Here is a 16,732-nt window from a genome sequence, read left to right as displayed (position 1 = left end):
CCCGTCTGGCGCCCGGCGGTCGGGCCCGTCTGGCGCCCGGCGGTCGGGGCCGGGGGCGTGCGGCCCCGACCGCCGGGCGCCAGACGGGCGCGCCGCGCGACGGGCCGCCCGCCGGAGCGCCGGGCACCGGGCCGCCGGGACCCACGCACCGGTTAGGCTGCCCGGATGACGTGGCTCATCACCGGCGGTGCCGGATACATCGGTTCCCATGTCGTCAAGTCCATGGCCGAGGCCGGTGAGCGGGTCGTCGTCGTGGACGACCTCAGCGCCGGCGACGCGGCCCGCGTCCCCGCGGGCGTCCCGCTGGAACGCGGCACGGTCCTCGACCGGGCGTTCCTCGACCGCGTGCTGCGCGAGCACGCCGTGCGGGGCATCGTCCACCTCGCCGCCAAGAAGGCCGTCGGCGAGTCCGTCGAGCGCCCGCTCTTCTACTACCACGAGAACGTCACGGGCCTTCAGGTCCTGCTGCAGGCCGCCGCCGACGCGGGCGTCCGCCGCTTCGTCTTCTCCTCCTCGGCCTCCGTCTACGGCATGCCCGACGTCGAACTCGTCACCGAGGACACGCCCTGCTCGCCGCTCAGCCCCTACGGCGAGACGAAGCTGACCGGTGAGTGGCTGGTGCGCGCCGCCGGCCGCGCGCACGGCATCTCCACCGCCTGCCTGCGGTACTTCAACGTCGCGGGCACCGCCACGCCCGAACTCGCCGACACCGGTGTCTTCAACCTGCTGCCGATGGTCTTCGAGCGGCTGGACGCCGGACTGCCCCCGCGGATCTTCGGCGACGACTACGCGACCGCCGACGGCACCTGCATCCGCGACTACGTCCACGTCGCCGACCTCGCCGACGCGCACCTGGTCGTGGCCCGCCGCCTCGACGCCTGCGCGGAGGCCGGCGAGACCCGCGACCTCACGCTCAACGTGGGCCGCGGCGAGGGCGTCTCGGTCCGGGAGATCATCGATCTCGTCGGCGAGGTCACCGGCCTCGACGTCACCCCCGAGATCGTCGCCCGCCGGGCCGGCGACCCCGCCAAGGTGGTCGCCTCGGCCGAGCGGATCTCCGCCGAACTCGGCTGGAAGGCCGAGTACGACGTCCGCGACATGATCACCTCCGCGTGGCGGGCGAAGCACGGCGCCGGCCCGGACGGAGCGCGCGAGGACGCCTGAACGGCGCCCGGCCCACGCCCGGTACCGCACCGGAGCGGGCCCGCCGACCGGCCCGCCGGCCCGTTCCGGCGCGCCCCGGAACGCCGTCCACCCAGCGGAATGCGCGGGCGGCCCGCCTCGCCGCTCGCGTAGATTGCCTGGCAGTCGCGGCGGGGCGTGCGCGGCGCGAGGGGACATCCGAGTGAGGACGACGCAGGTGACAGTGGCAAGGCAGTACGTGACGGAAGCCCGACGGATCGTCGTCAAGGTCGGTTCGTCCTCACTGACCACCGCCTCCGGAGGCCTCGACGCCGACCGCGTCGACGCCCTCGTCGACGTCCTCGCCAAGGTCCGCAGCGGCGGCGAGAAGGAGATCGTGCTGGTCTCCTCCGGCGCCATCGCCGCCGGCCTCGCCCCCCTCGGACTGGCCCGCCGCCCCAAGGACCTGGCCCGCCAGCAGGCCGCCGCCAGCGTCGGGCAGGGGCTGCTCGTCGCCCGCTACACCGCCTCCTTCGCGCGCTACGGCGTCCGGGTCGGCCAGGTGCTCCTCACCACCGACGACACCAGCCGCCGCGCCCACTACCGCAACGCCTACCGGACCCTGGACCAGCTCCTCACCATGGGGGCCCTGCCGATCGTCAACGAGAACGACACCGTCGCCACCGACGAGATCCGCTTCGGCGACAACGACCGCCTCGCCGCCCTCGTCGCCCACCTCGTCCGGGCCGACCTGCTCGTGCTGCTCTCGGACGTCGACGGGCTCTACGACGGCGACCCCGCCAAGCCCGGCACGACGCGGATCGCCGAGGTCGCCGGGCCCGCGGACATCGCCCACGTCGAGATCGGCTCGGCCGGCAAGGCGGGCGTCGGCACGGGAGGCATGGTCACCAAGGTCGAGGCCGCCCGGATCGCCGCCGCCGCCGGCATCCCCGTCGTCCTCACCTCGGCCAGCCGCGCCGCCGACGCCCTCGCGGGCCGCGACACCGGCACCTGCTTCCACCGCACCGGCCGCCGCTCCGCGGACCGTCTCCTCTGGCTCGCCCACGCGTCCACCCCGCAGGGCTCCCTGACCCTGGACGACGGCGCCGTGCGCGCCGTCGTCGACGGCAAGAAGTCCCTGCTCGCGGCCGGGATCGCCGCCGTCGAGGGCGAGTTCGTCGCGGGCGACCCGGTCGAGCTGCGGGACACCGACAGCCGCGCCGTCGCCCGCGGACTCGTCAACTTCGACGCCAAGGAGATCCCCCGGATGCTCGGCCGCTCCACGCCCGAGCTCGCCAAGGAGCTCGGACCGGAGTACGAACGCGAGGTCGTCCACCGCGACGACCTGGTGGTCCTCCCCTCCTGAGCGCGTGGTGATCCACGGTCGATTCCGTGGTGATCCGTCTCCGATTCCGTGGTGATCCGGGGCGGAAACGGCCGAAACACCGGCCATCCGACAGAGACCTTCACCAAAACCGCCCCATGCACCGCCTCGGGCTGGTCAACTTTGTCTCGGGGACAAGACAGGGCGGGGTACAGCACCACACGCATCACAACAGGAGGCCGCCGGTGAGACGAGCGCGCCCAGGGGCACCGCCCCGCGGGGCTGCCGAACGCGCCCTGACCAGTGTCGAGGCCGGAGCCGACTTCGACGCCGGGCAGGCGACCGAGACACGTGAGGCACGCGGCGAGGAGCGGGTGGTGTCCAAGCTCTGGCACATCACCCTCAGCGTCTCGGGGGCGGAAGCCCCGCTGAAGGAGGTCAGGCGCGGCCTCGAGCAGCTGGCCCACGACCATCCCTTCCTGCTGACCAGCCGCTACGCCAACGATCACGCGGAGATCCGGTACTGGGAAGAGGCCCGCGACCTGCACGACGCCGCCGCCGTCGCGCTGAGGCTGTGGGGCGAACACCGGCAGAGCGCCAAGCTGCCGCCCTGGGAGATCGTCGGCCTCGAGGTCATCGACCGGGAGACCTACCACCTGCGGATCGCCGAGGGCTACGGACCGCCGCCGGCCGCCCCGGTCGGTGTCCACCCCTACTGAGCCGGGCCCCCACGGCCGGGACCTGCTCCGTCCACGGAGATGTCTCGGAGTACGGGATACGTGAGGGATGTCCGCAGGGGTGCCAGTACCCTGCGGGCATGACCTCGCTCACGCCCCTCGACAACCTCTCCCCGGTCGKCCAGGCCGCCTACCGGGCCCGCGCCGCCGCCGCCGAAATCGCGCCACTTCCGCGCGCGGCCAAGGACGACGCACTGCTGGCGATCGCCGACGCCCTCGAGGTCCGTGCCGCCGAGATCATCGAGGCCAACGCCGAGGACGTCGCCCGCGCCCGCGAGGCCGGCACCAGCGAGTCCGTCATCGACCGGCTCACCCTCACCCCGGAGCGGGTGCGGGCCATCGCCGCGGACGTCCGCGACGTCGCCGCCCTGCCCGACCCGGTGGGTGAGGTCGTCCGCGGCTCCACCCTGCCCAACGGCATCGACCTCCGCCAGGTCCGTGTCCCGCTCGGCGTCGTCGGCATCATCTACGAGGCCCGCCCGAACGTGACCGTCGACGCGGCGGCCCTGTGCCTGAAGTCCGGCAACGCCGTCCTGCTGCGCGGGTCCTCCTCCGCCTACTCCTCCAACAGCGCCCTGGTGAAGGTCCTGCGTGACGCCGTCGGCGGCGCCGGCCTGCCCGCCGCCGCCATCCAGCTCGTGCCCGGCGAGTCCCGCGAGTCCGTCCGCGAGCTGATGCGGGCCCGCGGCCTGGTCGACGTCCTGATCCCGCGCGGCGGCGCCTCCCTGATCCGCACGGTCGTCGAGGAGTCCACCGTCCCGGTCATCGAGACCGGCACCGGCAACTGCCACGTCTACGTCGACGCCCAGACCGACCTCGACATGGCCGTGGACATCCTGATCAACTCCAAGGCCCAGCGCCCCAGCGTCTGCAACGCCGCCGAGACCCTCCTGGTCCACCAGGACGTCGCCGCGGCCTTCCTGCCGCGGGCCCTCGACGCCCTCGCCGACGCCGGCGTCACCGTCCACGCCGACGAGCGCGTCCTCGCCCACGCCGAGGGCTCCAAGGCCACCGTCGTCCCCGCGACCCCCGAGGACTGGGAGACCGAGTACCTCTCCTACGACATCGCCGCCGCCGTGGTCGACTCGCTCGACAAGGCCGTCGAGCACATCCGGCTCTGGTCCTCCGGCCACACCGAGGCGATCGTCACCACCTCGCAGGCCGCGGCCCGCCGCTTCACCCAGCTGGTCGACTCGACCACGGTCGCCGTCAACGCGTCCACCCGATTCACCGACGGGGGTCAGTTCGGATTCGGCGCCGAGATCGGCATCTCGACGCAGAAGCTCCACGCCCGCGGCCCGATGGGCCTGCCGGAGCTGACCTCGACGAAGTACATCGTGACCGGCGACGGTCACACGCGGTAAGCCCCGATTCCCCCGTTCGGCGCCGCCCGCGCGGCGCCCACGGGGGACCGGACGGGTGGGGATGCTTCGCACTCTCCCTGCCCAAACCCACCTCTCGGGTCTACTCTGACAAACGTGCCGGACGACGTGGGGGGCAAGCCGTTCCAGGACGGCTGGGAGCCCGACGACGACCGCGGGGGCGCGGACGACGACTTCGCCACCGTGGTCTTCGACGAGGACTTCGTACGAGCCGCCGAGGTGCACGAGCCCACCGCGGTGGAGCGGCTGCTCGCCGCCGCGCAGGCCCGTGCCGAGGCCGAGGCCGCCCGGGCCAGAGCCGGCCGGGGATCCGCCGAGGACGACCTCTACGAGGACGGCCACGACCCCTCCGGCCCCTTCGGGAGCCGCTACGGCGGCGACGACGACCCGTACGGCGATTCCGGGCCCTACGGCCGCCACGGCGGCGCCCTGCGCCCCTACCGGCCCTCCGCCCGCTGGCACCGCCCCGTCGCCTGGGTCCTCGCGCTCGTCATGGGCGTCGGCATGGTCGCCCTCGCCTTCTCGGCGGTCTACCGGGGCGCCTCGGCCAACCGTCAGGACCGGATCCCCGGCCGGCTCTGGCCCGGGCGGCCTCGGCCTCGGCACGGGCCTGCGCGCCTCGGCACGGGCCTGCGCGGCGGCGAGCAGCCGCTCCACCGCGGTGGGCTCGTGCACCTCGGCGGCTCGTACGAAGTCCTCGTCGAAGACCACGGTGGCGAAGTCGTCGTCCGCGCCCCCGCGGTCGTCGTCGGGCTCCCAGCCGTCCTGGAACGGCTTGCCCCCCACGTCGTCCGGCACGTTTGTCAGAGTAGACCCGAGAGGTGGGTTTGGGCAGGGAGAGTGCGAAGCATCCCCACCCGTCCGGTCCGACCGTGTGAATTATTGGGAAGTTGTCGTGCACCTCGGCGTTTACCGGGGCTTTATCGGACCTACTCTGAAGGTATGGCAGGGCGTGGCGACCCGCCTGAGGGGAACCCCGAAGGAGTCCCCGGCGGTGGTGAGGACGAGTACCGATCCGTCGTCTTCGACGAGTCGTTCGTCCGTGCTGCCCGGCTCCAGGAGTTCTCCGCACAGGAGCGGATGGGCGAACACGCCCAGGCCGTGCGCGACCGCCCCGGCTGGGAGTCCAGAGGCGGCGGCTCCCGGCAGGCCGTGATGCTGGTCCTCCTGATCCTCCTCGCCTTCGGAACCGCCATCTATCTCGGCGTCCGCAACCCGTACCAGCCGCCAACCGACCGCCGGGCCGAGACGACGCGGACCACCCTGACCCGCCTGGCCCCCCAGGGCCGGGTGCCCGGCGGCGAGCCCGCCCAGCTCTTCGCGCACAGCCCGGCCGCCGAGTACCGCACCGGTGCCTCCGGCATCAACCTCCCGATGGCGGGACGTACGACCCACTTCTCCGAAGGCCAGGTGGTGACCGCGCTGTCCATCGCCAAGGACTATCTCGTGGCCTCGTCCCTGGAGCCCGACGTGCTGTCCGGACAGACCGTCCGCCCGGCCCGGCTGCTGATCGACCCCGACCTTCTGGAGCAGTTCGACCGGAGCGTCGAGTCGCCGCTGGACGACGGCCGGCACGCGGTCGCCGGCTGGCTCGTCCGCTTCGACCCGGCCAAGGTGGTCGTGGCGGACCCCGCGCCACGGGTCCAGGGCACCCTCCACTTCGTGGAGACGGACACGGACACGCTGGACGTGACGACGGACCACACCTTCACCTACGCCCTGCGTCCCGCGTCCTCGGGCGCCGGCCCCACGGCCCAGGCCTCGCTCTTCACCGTGCACCGTCAGATGCACTTCCGCTTCGACCGGGAGGACCTGCGGATGCACCGTGCCGAACTGCTCACCAGCACCGTCCAAGCGGGCCCGCAGGTGTGCGGTGCCGACACCTCCGGAGCCCTCCGGCCGATGCTGGCGGGCGAGCTGACCTCCGAGACGGGTGGTCCGGCGGTCACCGACCCGTACGACTCGGGCCGGGACGCCGTCTCACCGCTCTGCGGAACCCTGGCCCCGGACGCCCAGCCCGCACTCTGACCCCGAGCCCGGACCGCCGCCACGCGCCCTCGCCGGGGCCGTGAGGCCCCCGGACCGGCGGCGCCCACCGTTCGGGCCGTGAGCGCCACGACCAAGGGGCCTCACGCCGCCCGGACCGGTCAGGGACCCGGCGGCGCCCCGATGGCCCGCATGCACCGGCACCCCGGCTGGCTCCGAGGGCGAGGGAGGCCGGCACCGCCGGCGCTCCGCCTGCCCCTCCCGGGGCGGGCTCAGCCCCCGGTCCCGCCCGCGTCGCCCTTGCCCGCGTCGCCGTCCTGGCCCTCGGCGTCGGCGCCGCTTCCGCCAGAGCCGCCGCCGAAGCGGCTGCGCAGCTTGCCGCCCAGGTCGCCCGCGAGGTCGCCCGCGCCGCCGGCTATGTCGCCGACCAGCTTCATCAGCGGATCCTTGCTCGTGCGCACCGACTCGGCGTAGTGCCCGGCCGACTCGCGGAAGGAATCGGTCACCGAGGTGTCCTTGTCCTCCGTGCGGCGCGGGTAGTGGCCGTCCATGATCCGCTGGTAGTCGCGGCTCTCGGACCACTTCTTCAGCTCGGCCGCGCGGACCGTGGTGAAGGGGTGCGTCCGGGGCAGCACGTTGAGGATCTTCAGGACGGAGTCGCGCAGGTCCCCGCCCTTCTCGTACTCGTCCGCCTGCGCGAGGAACGCGTCCACGTTCATCTCGTGCAGGTGGTTGCCGCCGGCTATCTTCATCAGCCCCCGCATCGACGCCTGGAGGTCCTGGCCGGCCAGCAGCCCGGCCCGGTCGGCGGAGAGCTCCGACTTGCGGAACCACTCCCGCAGCGCCGTCACGATCGCGAGGATCGCGACGTTGCCCAGCGGGATCCAGGCGATCTTCACCGCGAGGCTGGTGAGGAACAGCAGGATGGTGCGGTACACCGCGTGGCCGGAGAGGGCGTGGCCGACCTCGTGGCCGACGACCGCCCGCATCTCCTCCTCGTCGAGCAGCTCCACCAGCCCGGTGGTCACCACGATGATCGGCTCGTCGAGACCGATGCACATGGCGTTCGGCTTCGGGTCCTGGGTGACGTACATCGGCGGGACCTTCTCCAGGTCCAGGATGTAACAGGCGTCCCTCAGCATGTCGTTGAGGTGCGAGAACTGGGCATCGCTCACCCGAACGGAGTCGGAGAGGAAGAGCAGCCGCAGGCTGCGCTCGGGAAGCAGTCCGCTCAGCGCCTTGAAGACGGTGTCGAAGCCGGTCAGCTTGCGCAGCGCGACCAGCGCGGAGCGGTCCGCGGGGTGTTCGTAGGCCCGCGAGGAGATGCCGGGGAATCGCCTGCGCTGCCTGCTCGGCACGTTCTCCTGATGGTTCTCGGTCATGGGTGCCCCCTGTTCGTACGAGACCTGCTCGTCCCCCTGCCGAAACCCAGACTAGGTGCTGGGGCTACGGTGTGCGGGAGCCTGTGGATAACTCCGGGCAAGTGGACAACCGAGGAGCACAACCGACATGCCGGACGCCGCCGTACTGCTCTCCGTCGCCACCGAACAGCAGGGGGCGGGCGACACGCTCCGGATCGTCCTGCTCGTCTCGATCTTCGGTGCGGTGCTGCTCGCCTGGTTCCTGCTGCGCGGCTACCGCAACAACGAGGACGACAACGCCAACGACTGAGTCGGCGTGAGCGTGCCCGGACCGCCCGCATACGATGTGCGCGAAGTCTCCGCTCCCATCCCCGATCGATAGGTCCTGTTGAAGATGAGCCTCCACAGCACCGCCGCCAACCTGGTCACGCTCGCCGAGGGCGCCGAGCACGGCGGCAACCACGAAAGCCTCAGCCCCTACCTCACCGGTTTCGGCGCCTTCGGCGCGCTGCTCCTGCTGCTGTGGATCACCACCCGCTTCAACCGCGACCGCTGAGCCGTCGACCTCGGATCCGGGGCTCCGCCGCCGTGCCAGTAGGCTCTGCACGCATGGGAGAGCAGGAAGTGCCTACTGGCAGCCGCGGCAAGCGCCGACTCGGTGTGATGGGCGGGACGTTCGACCCGATCCATCACGGACACCTGGTGGCCGCCAGCGAGGTGGCCGCCCTGTTCCACCTCGACGAGGTGGTGTTCGTGCCGACCGGGCAGCCGTGGCAGAAGAGCCACAAGGCCGTGTCGCCCGCCGAGGACCGCTATCTGATGACGGTCATCGCCACGGCGTCCAACCCGCAGTTCTCGGTCAGCCGCATCGACATCGACCGGGGCGGGCCGACGTACACCATCGACACGCTGCGGGATCTGAGCTCTCTCAACAGCGACTCGGACCTCTTCTTCATCACGGGGGCCGACGCGCTGTCCCAGATCCTCACCTGGCGGGACGCCGAGGAGCTCTTCTCGCTCGCCCACTTCATCGGCGTCACCCGCCCGGGCCACGACCTCACGGACGACGGGCTGCCCGAGGGCGGGGTCTCGTTGGTCGAGATCCCGGCGCTCGCGATCTCCTCCACCGACTGCCGGTTGAGAGTCGCGCAGGGCGATCCCGTCTGGTATCTGGTCCCGGACGGCGTGGTGCGCTACATCGACAAGCGCCAGTTGTACCGCGGCGAGTGAGCGGAGAGGGCCACCGGTGAACGACCGACAGAACCCGTACGACCCGTACTACCCGCAGCCGCAGATCGTCGGCTACGACGAGTACGGGCAGCCGGTGTACCAGCAGGTCCCGCAGCAGGCCCAGCCACCGCAGCAGCAGCACTACGACCCGTACGCCCAGCAGCAGGGCTACGGCTACGACGCCTACGGCCGGCCGGTGCAGCCGCAGCAGCAGCCCCAGCAGCCCCAGCAGCCGTACGACCCGTACGGGCAGGCGCAGCAACAGCAGCCGCAGCAGCAGCCCCGGCAGGACTACGGCCACACCGGGTACGACACCGGGCAGCAGTACGACACGGGGCAGCAGTGGGCCGTGCAGGCCGAGGCTCCGGCCGCGCCGCCCCAGACTTCGCGTCCGCCCGCGCCGGTCGCCGCGCCCGCCGGCGTGCCGGGCCAGCGCCCCGCACCCGAGGAGGACGGCGACGGGCGCGACTACCGCACCGAGCAGTTCTCCTTCATCGAGGAGCCCGACGAGGACTCCGAAGACGTCATCGACTGGCTGAAGTTCACCGAGAGCCGCTCGGAGCGGCGCGAGGAGGCCAGGCGCAAGGGCCGCAACCGGGTCGTCGCGCTGGTCGTCGTCCTCGCGCTCGTCGTGGTCGGCGGCGTCGGCTACCTGTGGTCCGAGGGCAGGCTTCCCGGCATGTCCGGCGAGGAGCAGAAGCAGAACACCGCGACCGGCCCGCAGAAGCGCGACACGATCGTCGTCCACCTCCACGACACGAAGGGCGGCGGCACCTCCACCGCCCTCCTGGTGGACAACGCCACGACCAAGCAGGGCACCACCGTCCTGCTGCCGAACGCCCTCTCGGTCGCCGACGACGAGGGCTCGGCCACCACCCTGGGCAAGTCCGTCGAGGACGACGGCTCCAGCGGCACGCGCGAGGCGATCGGCAACCTCCTCGGCGCCAAGATCACCGGCACCTGGCGGCTCGACACCCCGTACCTGGAGAACCTGGTCGAGCTGGTCAGCAACATCGACATCACCACCGACGCCGAGGTGCCCGCCGCCAAGAAGGGCGAGGACCCGCTCGTCGCCAAGGGCGAGAACCAGACGCTCAACGGTCGCGCCGCCGTCGCCTACGCCACGTACCGCGCGCCCGGCGAGGCCGACGCCAAGCAGCTCCAGCGCTTCGGCCAGGTCCTCTACGGCGTGCTGCGGAAGATGTCGGACGACCCGAAGGCGGCCACGGTCACCATCGAGACGCTCGCCCAGATCCTCGACCCCTCGCTCCCCGAGAAGGACCTCGGCGCCTCGCTGGCCAAGCTGGCCGAGCACGCCAAGGGCGGCGACTACAAGACGGCGCTGCTGCCGGTCGCCCAGGACGGCTCGCTGGCCGACGGGACCGGCGACAGCGTCGTGAAGGACATCCTCGGCGGAAAGGTCAGCGCACCCGAGCAGGGCGCCGCGGCCCGGGTCTCGCTGCGCAACGCCACCGGCAAGGAGGACGCGACCGAGGCGGCCCGCATCGTGCTGATCAACGGAGGCTTCTCCTTCGTCGGCGCCGCGAAGGCGGAGACCGAGGCGACGTCGCAGGTCGTGTACGGCGACGACGCCCGCAAGGCGACCGCCACCGAGGTCGCCAAGACCCTGGGGCTGCCGGCCGGTGCCGTGAAGAAGGGCAAGGCCGCCGGAAGCGCCGACGTGACCGTGGTGCTGGGCGAGGACTACAAGATCCCGAAGCGGCCCTCGTAGCGCCCGGACGGGCGACGCGAGGGGCACCCGGGTAATGGTTTGCGGGGCGGTCGGCGGTACGTGAGACCCTTGGGGTGACTCAGACCGCCGACGAAAGCCTGCTTGTGACCGCCACGGATCGCTCCATCGAGCTCGTCAACGCCGCCGCCCAGGCGGCGGCCGACCGGCTCGCGCACGACATCATCGCGTACGACGTCAGTGATGTGCTGTCGATCACCGACGCCTTCCTGCTCGCCTCCGCGCCCAACGACCGCCAGGTCAAGTCGATCGTCGACGAGATCGAGGAGCGCCTGAACAAGGAGCTCGGCGCCAAGCCGGTGCGCCGCGAGGGGGACCGCGACGCCCGCTGGATCCTCCTGGACTACGTCGACATCGTCGTCCACGTCCAGCACAGCGAGGAGCGCGTCTTCTACGCCCTGGAGCGGCTCTGGAAGGACTGCCCCGAGCTCCCGCTGCCCGAGGACGCCCTGAAGACCCGCGGCAAGGCCGAGGAGCACGCCCGCCTCACCGGTGCCGACGGGGCGGACGGTGAGCTGAGCTGAACGGCACCAAGGGCGGCACGGGCCGCCGGATCGTCCTGTGGCGGCACGGCCAGACCTCCTGGAACCTGGAGCGCCGCTTCCAGGGCTCCACGGACATCGAGCTGACCGAGACCGGCGTGGCCCAGGCCCGCAGGTCCGCCCGGCTGCTGGCCTCGCTGAAGCCGGACGCGATCATCGCCTCGGACCTGAAGCGCGCGGCGGCCACCGCGGGCGAGCTCGCCTTCCTCACCGGCCACACCGTCGCGTACGACTCCGCCCTGCGCGAGACGTACGCGGGGGAGTGGCAGGGGCTGACCCACGACGAGATCCTGGCGCGCCACGGGGAGCAGTACGCCGCCTGGAAGCGCGGTGAGCCCGTGCGCCGGGGCGGCGGGGAGCTGGAGACCGAGGTCGCCGACCGCGCCGCTCCGCTGGTCCTGGAGCACGCGGACAGGCTGCCGGAGGGCGGCACGCTCGTCGTGGTGAGCCACGGCGGCACGATCCGCACCACCATCGGCCGGCTGCTGGGCCTGGAGGCCCATCACTGGGAGGGTCTGGGCGGCCTCTCCAACTGCTGCTGGTCCGTCCTCGGCGAGGGTGCCCGTGGCTGGCGGCTCCTGGAGCACAACGCCGGCACGCTGCCGGAACCGGTGCTCGGCGACGACGACTGAGGCCCGGCCACCCCGGATTTCACTTTCCGGCAGGTCACAGGCTAGAGTTCTTCTTGTTCGCAGCGCGGAGCGCGAAGAACACGAGGGGCTATAGCTCAGTTGGTAGAGCGCCTGCATGGCATGCAGGAGGTCAGGAGTTCAATTCTCCTTAGCTCCACAGTCACCGAATCCCGTCCCCAGCAGGGGGCGGGATTCGTCGTTTCCCCACGTCCCCGGCCGTTCCCTCCTTGGCGGCCCGCAGGATCTCGATCGCGAGGCGGCTCTCCTCGTCGTTCGGGGTGTACGTGACGATGCGGCACTCCGGCATCCCGTTGATCGACAGCGAGACCGACGTCATCCTGACCTCGCCCACGAGGTCGTGGCGGAAGGTCTTCACCCGGGTCCCGGGCGGGACGACGTCGCCGCTGCGCCAGAGCCCGGCGAAGTCCGGGCTGGCCTCCGAGAGCAGCCGGACGAACGTCTCCCAGGCCGGTTCGCCGACGTGGCGGCCGTAGGCCCCGCGCATCTGGGCCACCATCACGGGGAGTTCGACCCGTTTGTCGACCACCGGGCAGGACGGCTCGGGGATGGTGAAGAGCGTCCACAGCACGTTGCGGACGCCGAGGGGGTTCCCCAGCGGGTCGCGGCCGTCCGGCAGGAACAGCGCGTCGTACGTGGAGTTGGTCGCCAGCACGTCGTACCGGCTGTTGTAGACGACCGCGGGGTGCGGGACCAGGGCGTCGAGGATGCCCTGGATCTCGGGACTGACCACCTCGACGTCCTCGGGGGACCGGTCGGGGGCGTACGGCACCTCGGCCAGGTGGTAGAGGTGTTCGCGCTCGGGCCGGTCCAGCCGGAGCGTACGGGCCACCGCGTCGAGCACCTGCGCCGAGGCGTTGATCGGGCGGCCCTGCTCCAGCCAGGTGTACCAGGTGACGCCGACGCCGGAGAGCTGGGCGACCTCCTCACGGCGCAGCCCGGGCGTGCGGCGGCGGAGCCCCGGCGGCATGCCGACGTCCTCGGGGGTCACCCGGGCCCTGCGGCTGCGCAGGAAGGCCGCGAGCTCGGGCCTGCGGTGATGATGTCGTGCCGGTGCCGTCAAAGTCGTCACACCCCCATGGTCGAGTCCCCGTGCCGCCGTTGCCAGGTGCTGTCAGTACCAGCATCAGCGGGCTCTCGTTACCCGTATCGCGGTGCCCTCAGGCTTCTCGGCATGACGACGACCACGACACGTCCCGTACTCAGTAAAGACGGTGGCACCGACAAACGACCCGGGCTGCTGCTCGGTGTGGTGCTCGCCGCCCAGTTCATGGCCCTGCTCGACGTCTTCATCGTCAACGTCGCCGCCCCCACGATCCGCGGCGAACTCTCCGCCTCCGGGGCCGGACTCCAGCTCGTCATCGCCGGATACACCATCTCCTACGCGGTGCTGCTCATCACCGGGGCGCGTCTCGGCGCCCTGCTCGGCCACCGCAGGACGTACCTCGGCGGGCTCGCCCTCTTCACCGCGGCCTCGCTCGCCTGCGGACTGGCCGCCGGAACGGGTCAGTTGATCGGCTTCCGGCTGGTCCAGGGCGCGGGGGCGGCCCTGATGATCCCGCAGGTGCTCAGCCTCATCCAGCGGAACTTCACCGGCGAGGGCCGGGTGCGCGCCCTCGGCGCCTACGCCGCCGTCCTGGCCACCGGCGCCGCGGCCGGGCAGGTGCTCGGCGGCATCCTGGTCAGCGCCGACCTGTTCGGCACGAGCTGGCGGCCGGTCTTCCTGGTCAACGTGCCCCTCGGGCTGGCGCTGCTCGTCCTGGGCGCCCGGGTGCTGCCCCGCGACACCCGCGCCGCCACCGGACACCCGCGCATCCGCTCCCTGGACCTGCCCGGGCTGCTCCTGCTCGCCGCCGCCGTGACGCTGCTCACGGTCCCGCTGGTCCTCGGGCAGGAGCAGGGCTGGCCGCTGTGGTCCTGGCTCTCCCTCGGGGCCTCCGGGGCCGTCCTCGCGGTCTTCCTCGGCCACGAGTCGAGGCTGGCCCGGCGCGGCGGCGCCCCGCTCGTCGCCCCGCGCGTCCTGCGCCTGCCCGGCATGGGCCGGGCCGTGGTCCGGATCGCCGCGGCGATGGCGGTCAACGCCGGGTTCCTCTTCACCCTCACCCTGCACCTCCAGGGCGGCCTCGGACACAGCGCGCTGCGTGCCGGCCTCACCTTCGCGCCGGCCGCCGTGGTGTTCGGCGCGGTGGGGCTCACCTGGCGGCGCTGGCCGGCCCGTGGGCAGCGATTCCTGGTCACGGGCGGCTTCCTGCTCGCCGCGGCCGCCGCGCTGGGCCTGGGCGCCTCGCTCGGCGGCGGTGCCGAGGGCGGCTGGGGGCTCCACGTCTCCCTGGGCGCCATGGGCGCCGGGCTCGCGCTCGCGTTCAGCCCCGCCCTGACCGGTGCCCTGGCCGCCGTGGCCCCGGAGGACGCGGCCGACGCCAGCGGTCTGCTCGCCACCGTGACCCAGCTCGGGCAGTTGATCGGCGTCGCGACCTTCGGCACGCTCTTCCTCGGGCGCGTGCATACACCGGGGGCGCATGCCTCCGCCGACGCGCTCTGGGTGTGCGCCCTCGCGCTGGCCGCGGCTTCGATCTTGGGGGCGTCGACGGCCCTGGTCCGCCGAGCCCGCTGACCCCCTTGCGGGGCCATGGCAGAATCGGGACGGCCGGAGGGGGATCGAGGGTCCGGACGGGAGGGAGTGTGCGTTGGCCGCGAGCGGTGCCGAGGATTCCGAGGCCCATGCCGTCGCAGATCCCGTCGAGGACCGTACCGGGGCCGAAGGTGCGCAGGCCCTGCTCGGCTGTCCCGCCTGCGGGTCGGCCCGGATCGCCCAAGTGCTCGGCGACAACGGCGGAGTGTCCTTCGTGTGCACGTCCTGCGGCCACAGCTGGAGCTGAGTGATGGGTGCACACAGGCGGAAGTGCGACTGGTGCGGCAGCGGTACGCCCATCGTCCGGGACATGGACCCGATCAACACCGAGTACCAGTACTGGTGCGAGGAGTGCGCCCGGGCGCTGATCATAAAAGGCGACCCGATCGAGACCTACCGCGAGCTGGAGGGCGAGCCGATCTACGGCCGGCTCCTGGAGGAGCACTGCACCCTCAAACGCTTCTACTCCTTCGCGACGGCCTGACGCCACCGCGCCAGGCCGTAGCCCGCGAGGAGCGCCGTCATCGTCAGCGGGTAGACCCCCGACAGCACCATCTGGCCCGCGGTCTGGTCGAGTTCGGGGCGACCGGGGTCGTGCGGCACCCACCACAGCGCGAACGAGGCGAAGACCAGCGCCACCGCGGGCACCGTCCACCCGGGCCGTATCAGCGCGCGCCGGTCCACCAGCAGGATCAGCAGCGGGACGCACCACACCCAGTGGTGGGACCAGGAGATGGGGCTGATCATCAGGGCGGTGACCGCGCAGACCACCACGGCCAGCGCCTTGTCCCCGCGCAGCGCCGCCCGGACCGCCAGCGTCATCGCCACGGCGCCCAGGACCGCCGCGGCGGCCGCCCACCACATGCCCGGATCGTCGGTGTGCATCAGCCGGGCGAGGACCCCGCGCAGCGACTGGTTCGCGGTCTCCTCGGCGAAACCGACCCGGCCGGTCTCGAAGAGCGTCTCGGTCCAGAACCGCTTCGCGTCGTGCGGCAGGGCCAGCGCACTGGCCAGCGTGATCCCGAGGAAGACGCCGGTCGCCGTGACCCCCGTGCGGAGCCACTGGTTCCAGCCGCGCTCGCCGCGCCACCGCAGGAAGCCGGCGACGAGCAGGAGGACCACGAAGAGGCCCGGTGTGAGCTTCACCGCAGTGGCGAGCCCGATCCCGAGTCCGGCCCAGCGGCTGCCCTCACGCCGGGTGAAGTCCCACAGCACGGCGACCGCGACGAGCAGGTTGATCTGCCCGTACCGCAGCGTCGTCCACACGGGCTCCGACCAGACCACGACCGCGGCCACCAGGAACGTCGCCCGCCACAGGTCCGTCCGCGACAGGGACGGCCGGACCAGTCGCAGCGAGAGCTGGACCAGCGCGACCACCAGCAGGAGGTTCCCCGCCGTCGTCAGCGTCCGCATCAGCGGGACGCCGACCAGCGTCAACGGGACGAACAGCAGGCCGGCGAAGGGCGGATAGGTCATGGCGAGGTTCGCCGAGGTGGCGCGCATCGCGTAGAGGTCGCCGCCCGCCCGGACCGTCTCCCCCTCGGCCCGGTAGACCATCACGTCGAGCATGTTCACGTGGGCCAGGCGCTGGGCCACCCAGAAGGCGGCGAAGGAGAGCAGGCACACCGCCGCGGCGGTGGCGAGGGGCCACGGACGGGCACGGGTTCGGGTGAGGACGGACGCGGTCACAGAGGGGGACCCTACCCGCCGCCCCTCGGGCCCCGTCCGGCCGATCCTCCCGGGCCCGCGGCCCCCGGCACCGCCGCCCGGCGGGGCCCGCCGGACCGGACACCCCGAGGGCCCCGGGAAACGATTTGTAGTTCCCCCGGGAGGCCGGTTAATGTTCTGTCTGTCGCCGCGGGGGAAACCCGGAACGGGGCGGCGGACAGCAAGGGGCTATAGCTCAGTTGGTAGAGCGCCTGCATGGCATGCAGGAGGTCAGGAGTTCAATTCTCCTTAGCTCCACAGTGAAGAGGAAGCGGGTCATCCGAATCGGATGACCCGCTTCCTCTTCAC

Annotated in this window: 17 protein-coding genes, 2 tRNA genes and 2 pseudogenes; 17 read left to right on the top strand and 4 right to left on the bottom strand. The window is 72.3% G+C overall.

What is annotated here, in order from left to right; all coding sequences use genetic code 11:
* The first annotated feature begins 165 nt into the window (after nt 1–165).
* From galE to EAO71_RS40005, 5 genes and pseudogenes are all read left to right on the top strand, one after another.
* Nucleotides 166–1,164 carry a UDP-glucose 4-epimerase GalE gene (gene galE / locus EAO71_RS13710; RefSeq protein ID WP_147977991.1) on the top strand — a complete coding sequence of 333 codons (999 nt, stop codon included), beginning with the start codon at nt 166–168 and terminating at the stop codon, nt 1,162–1,164.
* A gap of 196 nt (nt 1,165–1,360) precedes the next feature.
* Complete coding sequence (proB, locus tag EAO71_RS13705) at nt 1,361–2,488, top strand: glutamate 5-kinase (protein ID WP_187282667.1); 1,128 nt, start codon at nt 1,361–1,363, stop codon at nt 2,486–2,488.
* A 203-nt stretch (nt 2,489–2,691) separates the two neighbouring features.
* Entirely contained in the window at nt 2,692–3,165 is a 474-nt protein-coding gene (locus EAO71_RS13700; RefSeq protein WP_147977990.1) for a hypothetical protein, read from the top strand.
* Nucleotides 3,166–3,263: 98 nt separating this feature from the next.
* Nucleotides 3,264–4,547, top strand: coding sequence for a glutamate-5-semialdehyde dehydrogenase (locus tag EAO71_RS13695; protein ID WP_147977989.1), 1,284 nt, complete (start codon nt 3,264–3,266; stop codon nt 4,545–4,547).
* A gap of 114 nt (nt 4,548–4,661) precedes the next feature.
* A pseudogene (locus tag EAO71_RS40005) lies at nt 4,662–5,075 on the top strand (SCO2584 family spore wall biosynthesis protein); the annotation flags it as partial.
* On the opposite strand, the pseudogene EAO71_RS40290 reads toward EAO71_RS40005, so the two are convergent.
* Nucleotides 4,986–5,363, bottom strand: a pseudogene (locus EAO71_RS40290) (SCO2584 family spore wall biosynthesis protein); the annotation flags it as partial. The pseudogenes EAO71_RS40005 and EAO71_RS40290 overlap by 90 nt on opposite strands.
* Before the next feature lie 144 nt (nt 5,364–5,507).
* On the opposite strand from EAO71_RS40290, the gene EAO71_RS13685 reads away from it, so the two are divergent.
* Complete coding sequence (locus EAO71_RS13685) at nt 5,508–6,593, top strand: SCO2583 family membrane protein (RefSeq protein ID WP_147979278.1); 1,086 nt, start codon at nt 5,508–5,510, stop codon at nt 6,591–6,593.
* Nucleotides 6,594–6,823: 230 nt separating this feature from the next.
* Here EAO71_RS13685 and EAO71_RS13680 read toward each other — a convergent pair whose 3' ends face one another.
* Nucleotides 6,824–7,933, bottom strand: coding sequence for a M48 family metallopeptidase (locus tag EAO71_RS13680; RefSeq protein WP_147977988.1), 1,110 nt, complete (start codon nt 7,931–7,933; stop codon nt 6,824–6,826).
* Nucleotides 7,934–8,060: 127 nt separating this feature from the next.
* Here EAO71_RS13680 and EAO71_RS37685 point away from each other — a divergent pair, with 127 nt between their 5' ends.
* The 7 genes from EAO71_RS37685 (at nt 8,061) to EAO71_RS13655 (ending at nt 12,223) form a co-directional block, all read left to right on the top strand.
* Nucleotides 8,061–8,222, top strand: coding sequence for a hypothetical protein (locus tag EAO71_RS37685; RefSeq protein WP_187282666.1), 162 nt, complete (start codon nt 8,061–8,063; stop codon nt 8,220–8,222).
* An 84-nt stretch (nt 8,223–8,306) separates the two neighbouring features.
* On the top strand, nt 8,307–8,468 hold the full coding sequence (locus EAO71_RS37680; RefSeq protein ID WP_187282665.1) for a hypothetical protein: 162 nt from the start codon (nt 8,307–8,309) through the stop codon (nt 8,466–8,468).
* 53 nt (nt 8,469–8,521) lie between these two features.
* Nucleotides 8,522–9,142, top strand: a complete 621-nt coding sequence (gene nadD / locus EAO71_RS13675; RefSeq protein ID WP_147977987.1) for a nicotinate-nucleotide adenylyltransferase — start codon at nt 8,522–8,524, stop codon at nt 9,140–9,142.
* 16 nt (nt 9,143–9,158) lie between these two features.
* Nucleotides 9,159–10,874, top strand: coding sequence for an LCP family protein (locus tag EAO71_RS13670; protein ID WP_147977986.1), 1,716 nt, complete (start codon nt 9,159–9,161; stop codon nt 10,872–10,874).
* A 104-nt stretch (nt 10,875–10,978) separates the two neighbouring features.
* Nucleotides 10,979–11,416 (top strand): ribosome silencing factor, encoded by a 438-nt coding sequence (gene rsfS, locus EAO71_RS13665; protein WP_147977985.1) that lies wholly within the window; start codon nt 10,979–10,981, stop codon nt 11,414–11,416.
* A complete protein-coding gene (locus EAO71_RS13660; RefSeq protein ID WP_147977984.1) occupies nt 11,413–12,066 on the top strand; it encodes a histidine phosphatase family protein in 654 nt (217 codons plus the stop codon). The genes rsfS and EAO71_RS13660 overlap by 4 nt, the downstream gene beginning before the upstream one ends.
* A gap of 84 nt (nt 12,067–12,150) precedes the next feature.
* Nucleotides 12,151–12,223 (top strand) — tRNA-Ala (locus tag EAO71_RS13655).
* A 3-nt stretch (nt 12,224–12,226) separates the two neighbouring features.
* Here EAO71_RS13655 and EAO71_RS13650 read toward each other — a convergent pair.
* The gene (locus EAO71_RS13650; RefSeq protein WP_459112785.1) at nt 12,227–13,147 is read right to left on the bottom strand and encodes a helix-turn-helix transcriptional regulator; all 921 of its coding nucleotides are present in this window, start codon (nt 13,145–13,147) and stop codon (nt 12,227–12,229) included.
* A 111-nt stretch (nt 13,148–13,258) separates the two neighbouring features.
* On the opposite strand from EAO71_RS13650, the gene EAO71_RS13645 reads away from it, so the two are divergent.
* From EAO71_RS13645 to EAO71_RS13635, 3 genes are all read left to right on the top strand, one after another.
* Nucleotides 13,259–14,698: an MFS transporter gene (locus EAO71_RS13645; RefSeq protein WP_187282664.1), complete on the top strand. Its 1,440-nt coding sequence runs from the start codon at nt 13,259–13,261 to the stop codon at nt 14,696–14,698.
* A gap of 73 nt (nt 14,699–14,771) precedes the next feature.
* Entirely contained in the window at nt 14,772–14,963 is a 192-nt protein-coding gene (locus EAO71_RS38780; protein WP_147977982.1) for a hypothetical protein, read from the top strand.
* A gap of 3 nt (nt 14,964–14,966) precedes the next feature.
* Nucleotides 14,967–15,200 (top strand): hypothetical protein, encoded by a 234-nt coding sequence (locus tag EAO71_RS13635; RefSeq protein WP_147977981.1) that lies wholly within the window; start codon nt 14,967–14,969, stop codon nt 15,198–15,200.
* Here the strand turns inward: EAO71_RS13635 and EAO71_RS13630 are convergent.
* Nucleotides 15,179–16,405, bottom strand: a complete 1,227-nt coding sequence (locus EAO71_RS13630; protein ID WP_147977980.1) for a glycosyltransferase 87 family protein — start codon at nt 16,403–16,405, stop codon at nt 15,179–15,181. The two genes, EAO71_RS13635 and EAO71_RS13630, sit on opposite strands and share 22 nt — an antisense overlap.
* A 203-nt stretch (nt 16,406–16,608) precedes the next feature.
* Here EAO71_RS13630 and EAO71_RS13625 point away from each other — a divergent pair.
* Nucleotides 16,609–16,681 (top strand) — tRNA-Ala (locus EAO71_RS13625).
* Nucleotides 16,682–16,732 lie beyond the last annotated feature (51 nt).

The organism is Streptomyces sp. MS191, assembly GCF_008042125.1.
In the GTDB taxonomy this organism is placed as follows: Bacteria; Actinomycetota; Actinomycetes; order Streptomycetales; family Streptomycetaceae; genus Streptomyces.
The sequence above is the reverse complement of the archived record's forward strand: the minus strand, read 5'-3'. Positions and strand labels throughout refer to the sequence as shown.

Bases quoted from the DNA above. Each gene is read 5' to 3' on its own strand.
- galE (WP_147977991.1), top strand. From the start codon at position 166: ATGACGTGGCTCATCACCGGCGGTGCCGGATACATCGGTTCCCATGTC.
- EAO71_RS13685 (WP_147979278.1), top strand. From the start codon at position 5,508: ATGGCAGGGCGTGGCGACCCGCCTGAGGGGAACCCCGAAGGAGTCCCC.
- EAO71_RS13680 (WP_147977988.1), bottom strand. From the start codon at position 7,933: ATGACCGAGAACCATCAGGAGAACGTGCCGAGCAGGCAGCGCAGGCGA.
- EAO71_RS37685 (WP_187282666.1), top strand. From the start codon at position 8,061: ATGCCGGACGCCGCCGTACTGCTCTCCGTCGCCACCGAACAGCAGGGG.
- EAO71_RS37680 (WP_187282665.1), top strand. From the start codon at position 8,307: ATGAGCCTCCACAGCACCGCCGCCAACCTGGTCACGCTCGCCGAGGGC.
- nadD (WP_147977987.1), top strand. From the start codon at position 8,522: ATGGGAGAGCAGGAAGTGCCTACTGGCAGCCGCGGCAAGCGCCGACTC.
- EAO71_RS13645 (WP_187282664.1), top strand. From the start codon at position 13,259: ATGACGACGACCACGACACGTCCCGTACTCAGTAAAGACGGTGGCACC.
- EAO71_RS13635 (WP_147977981.1), top strand. From the start codon at position 14,967: ATGGGTGCACACAGGCGGAAGTGCGACTGGTGCGGCAGCGGTACGCCC.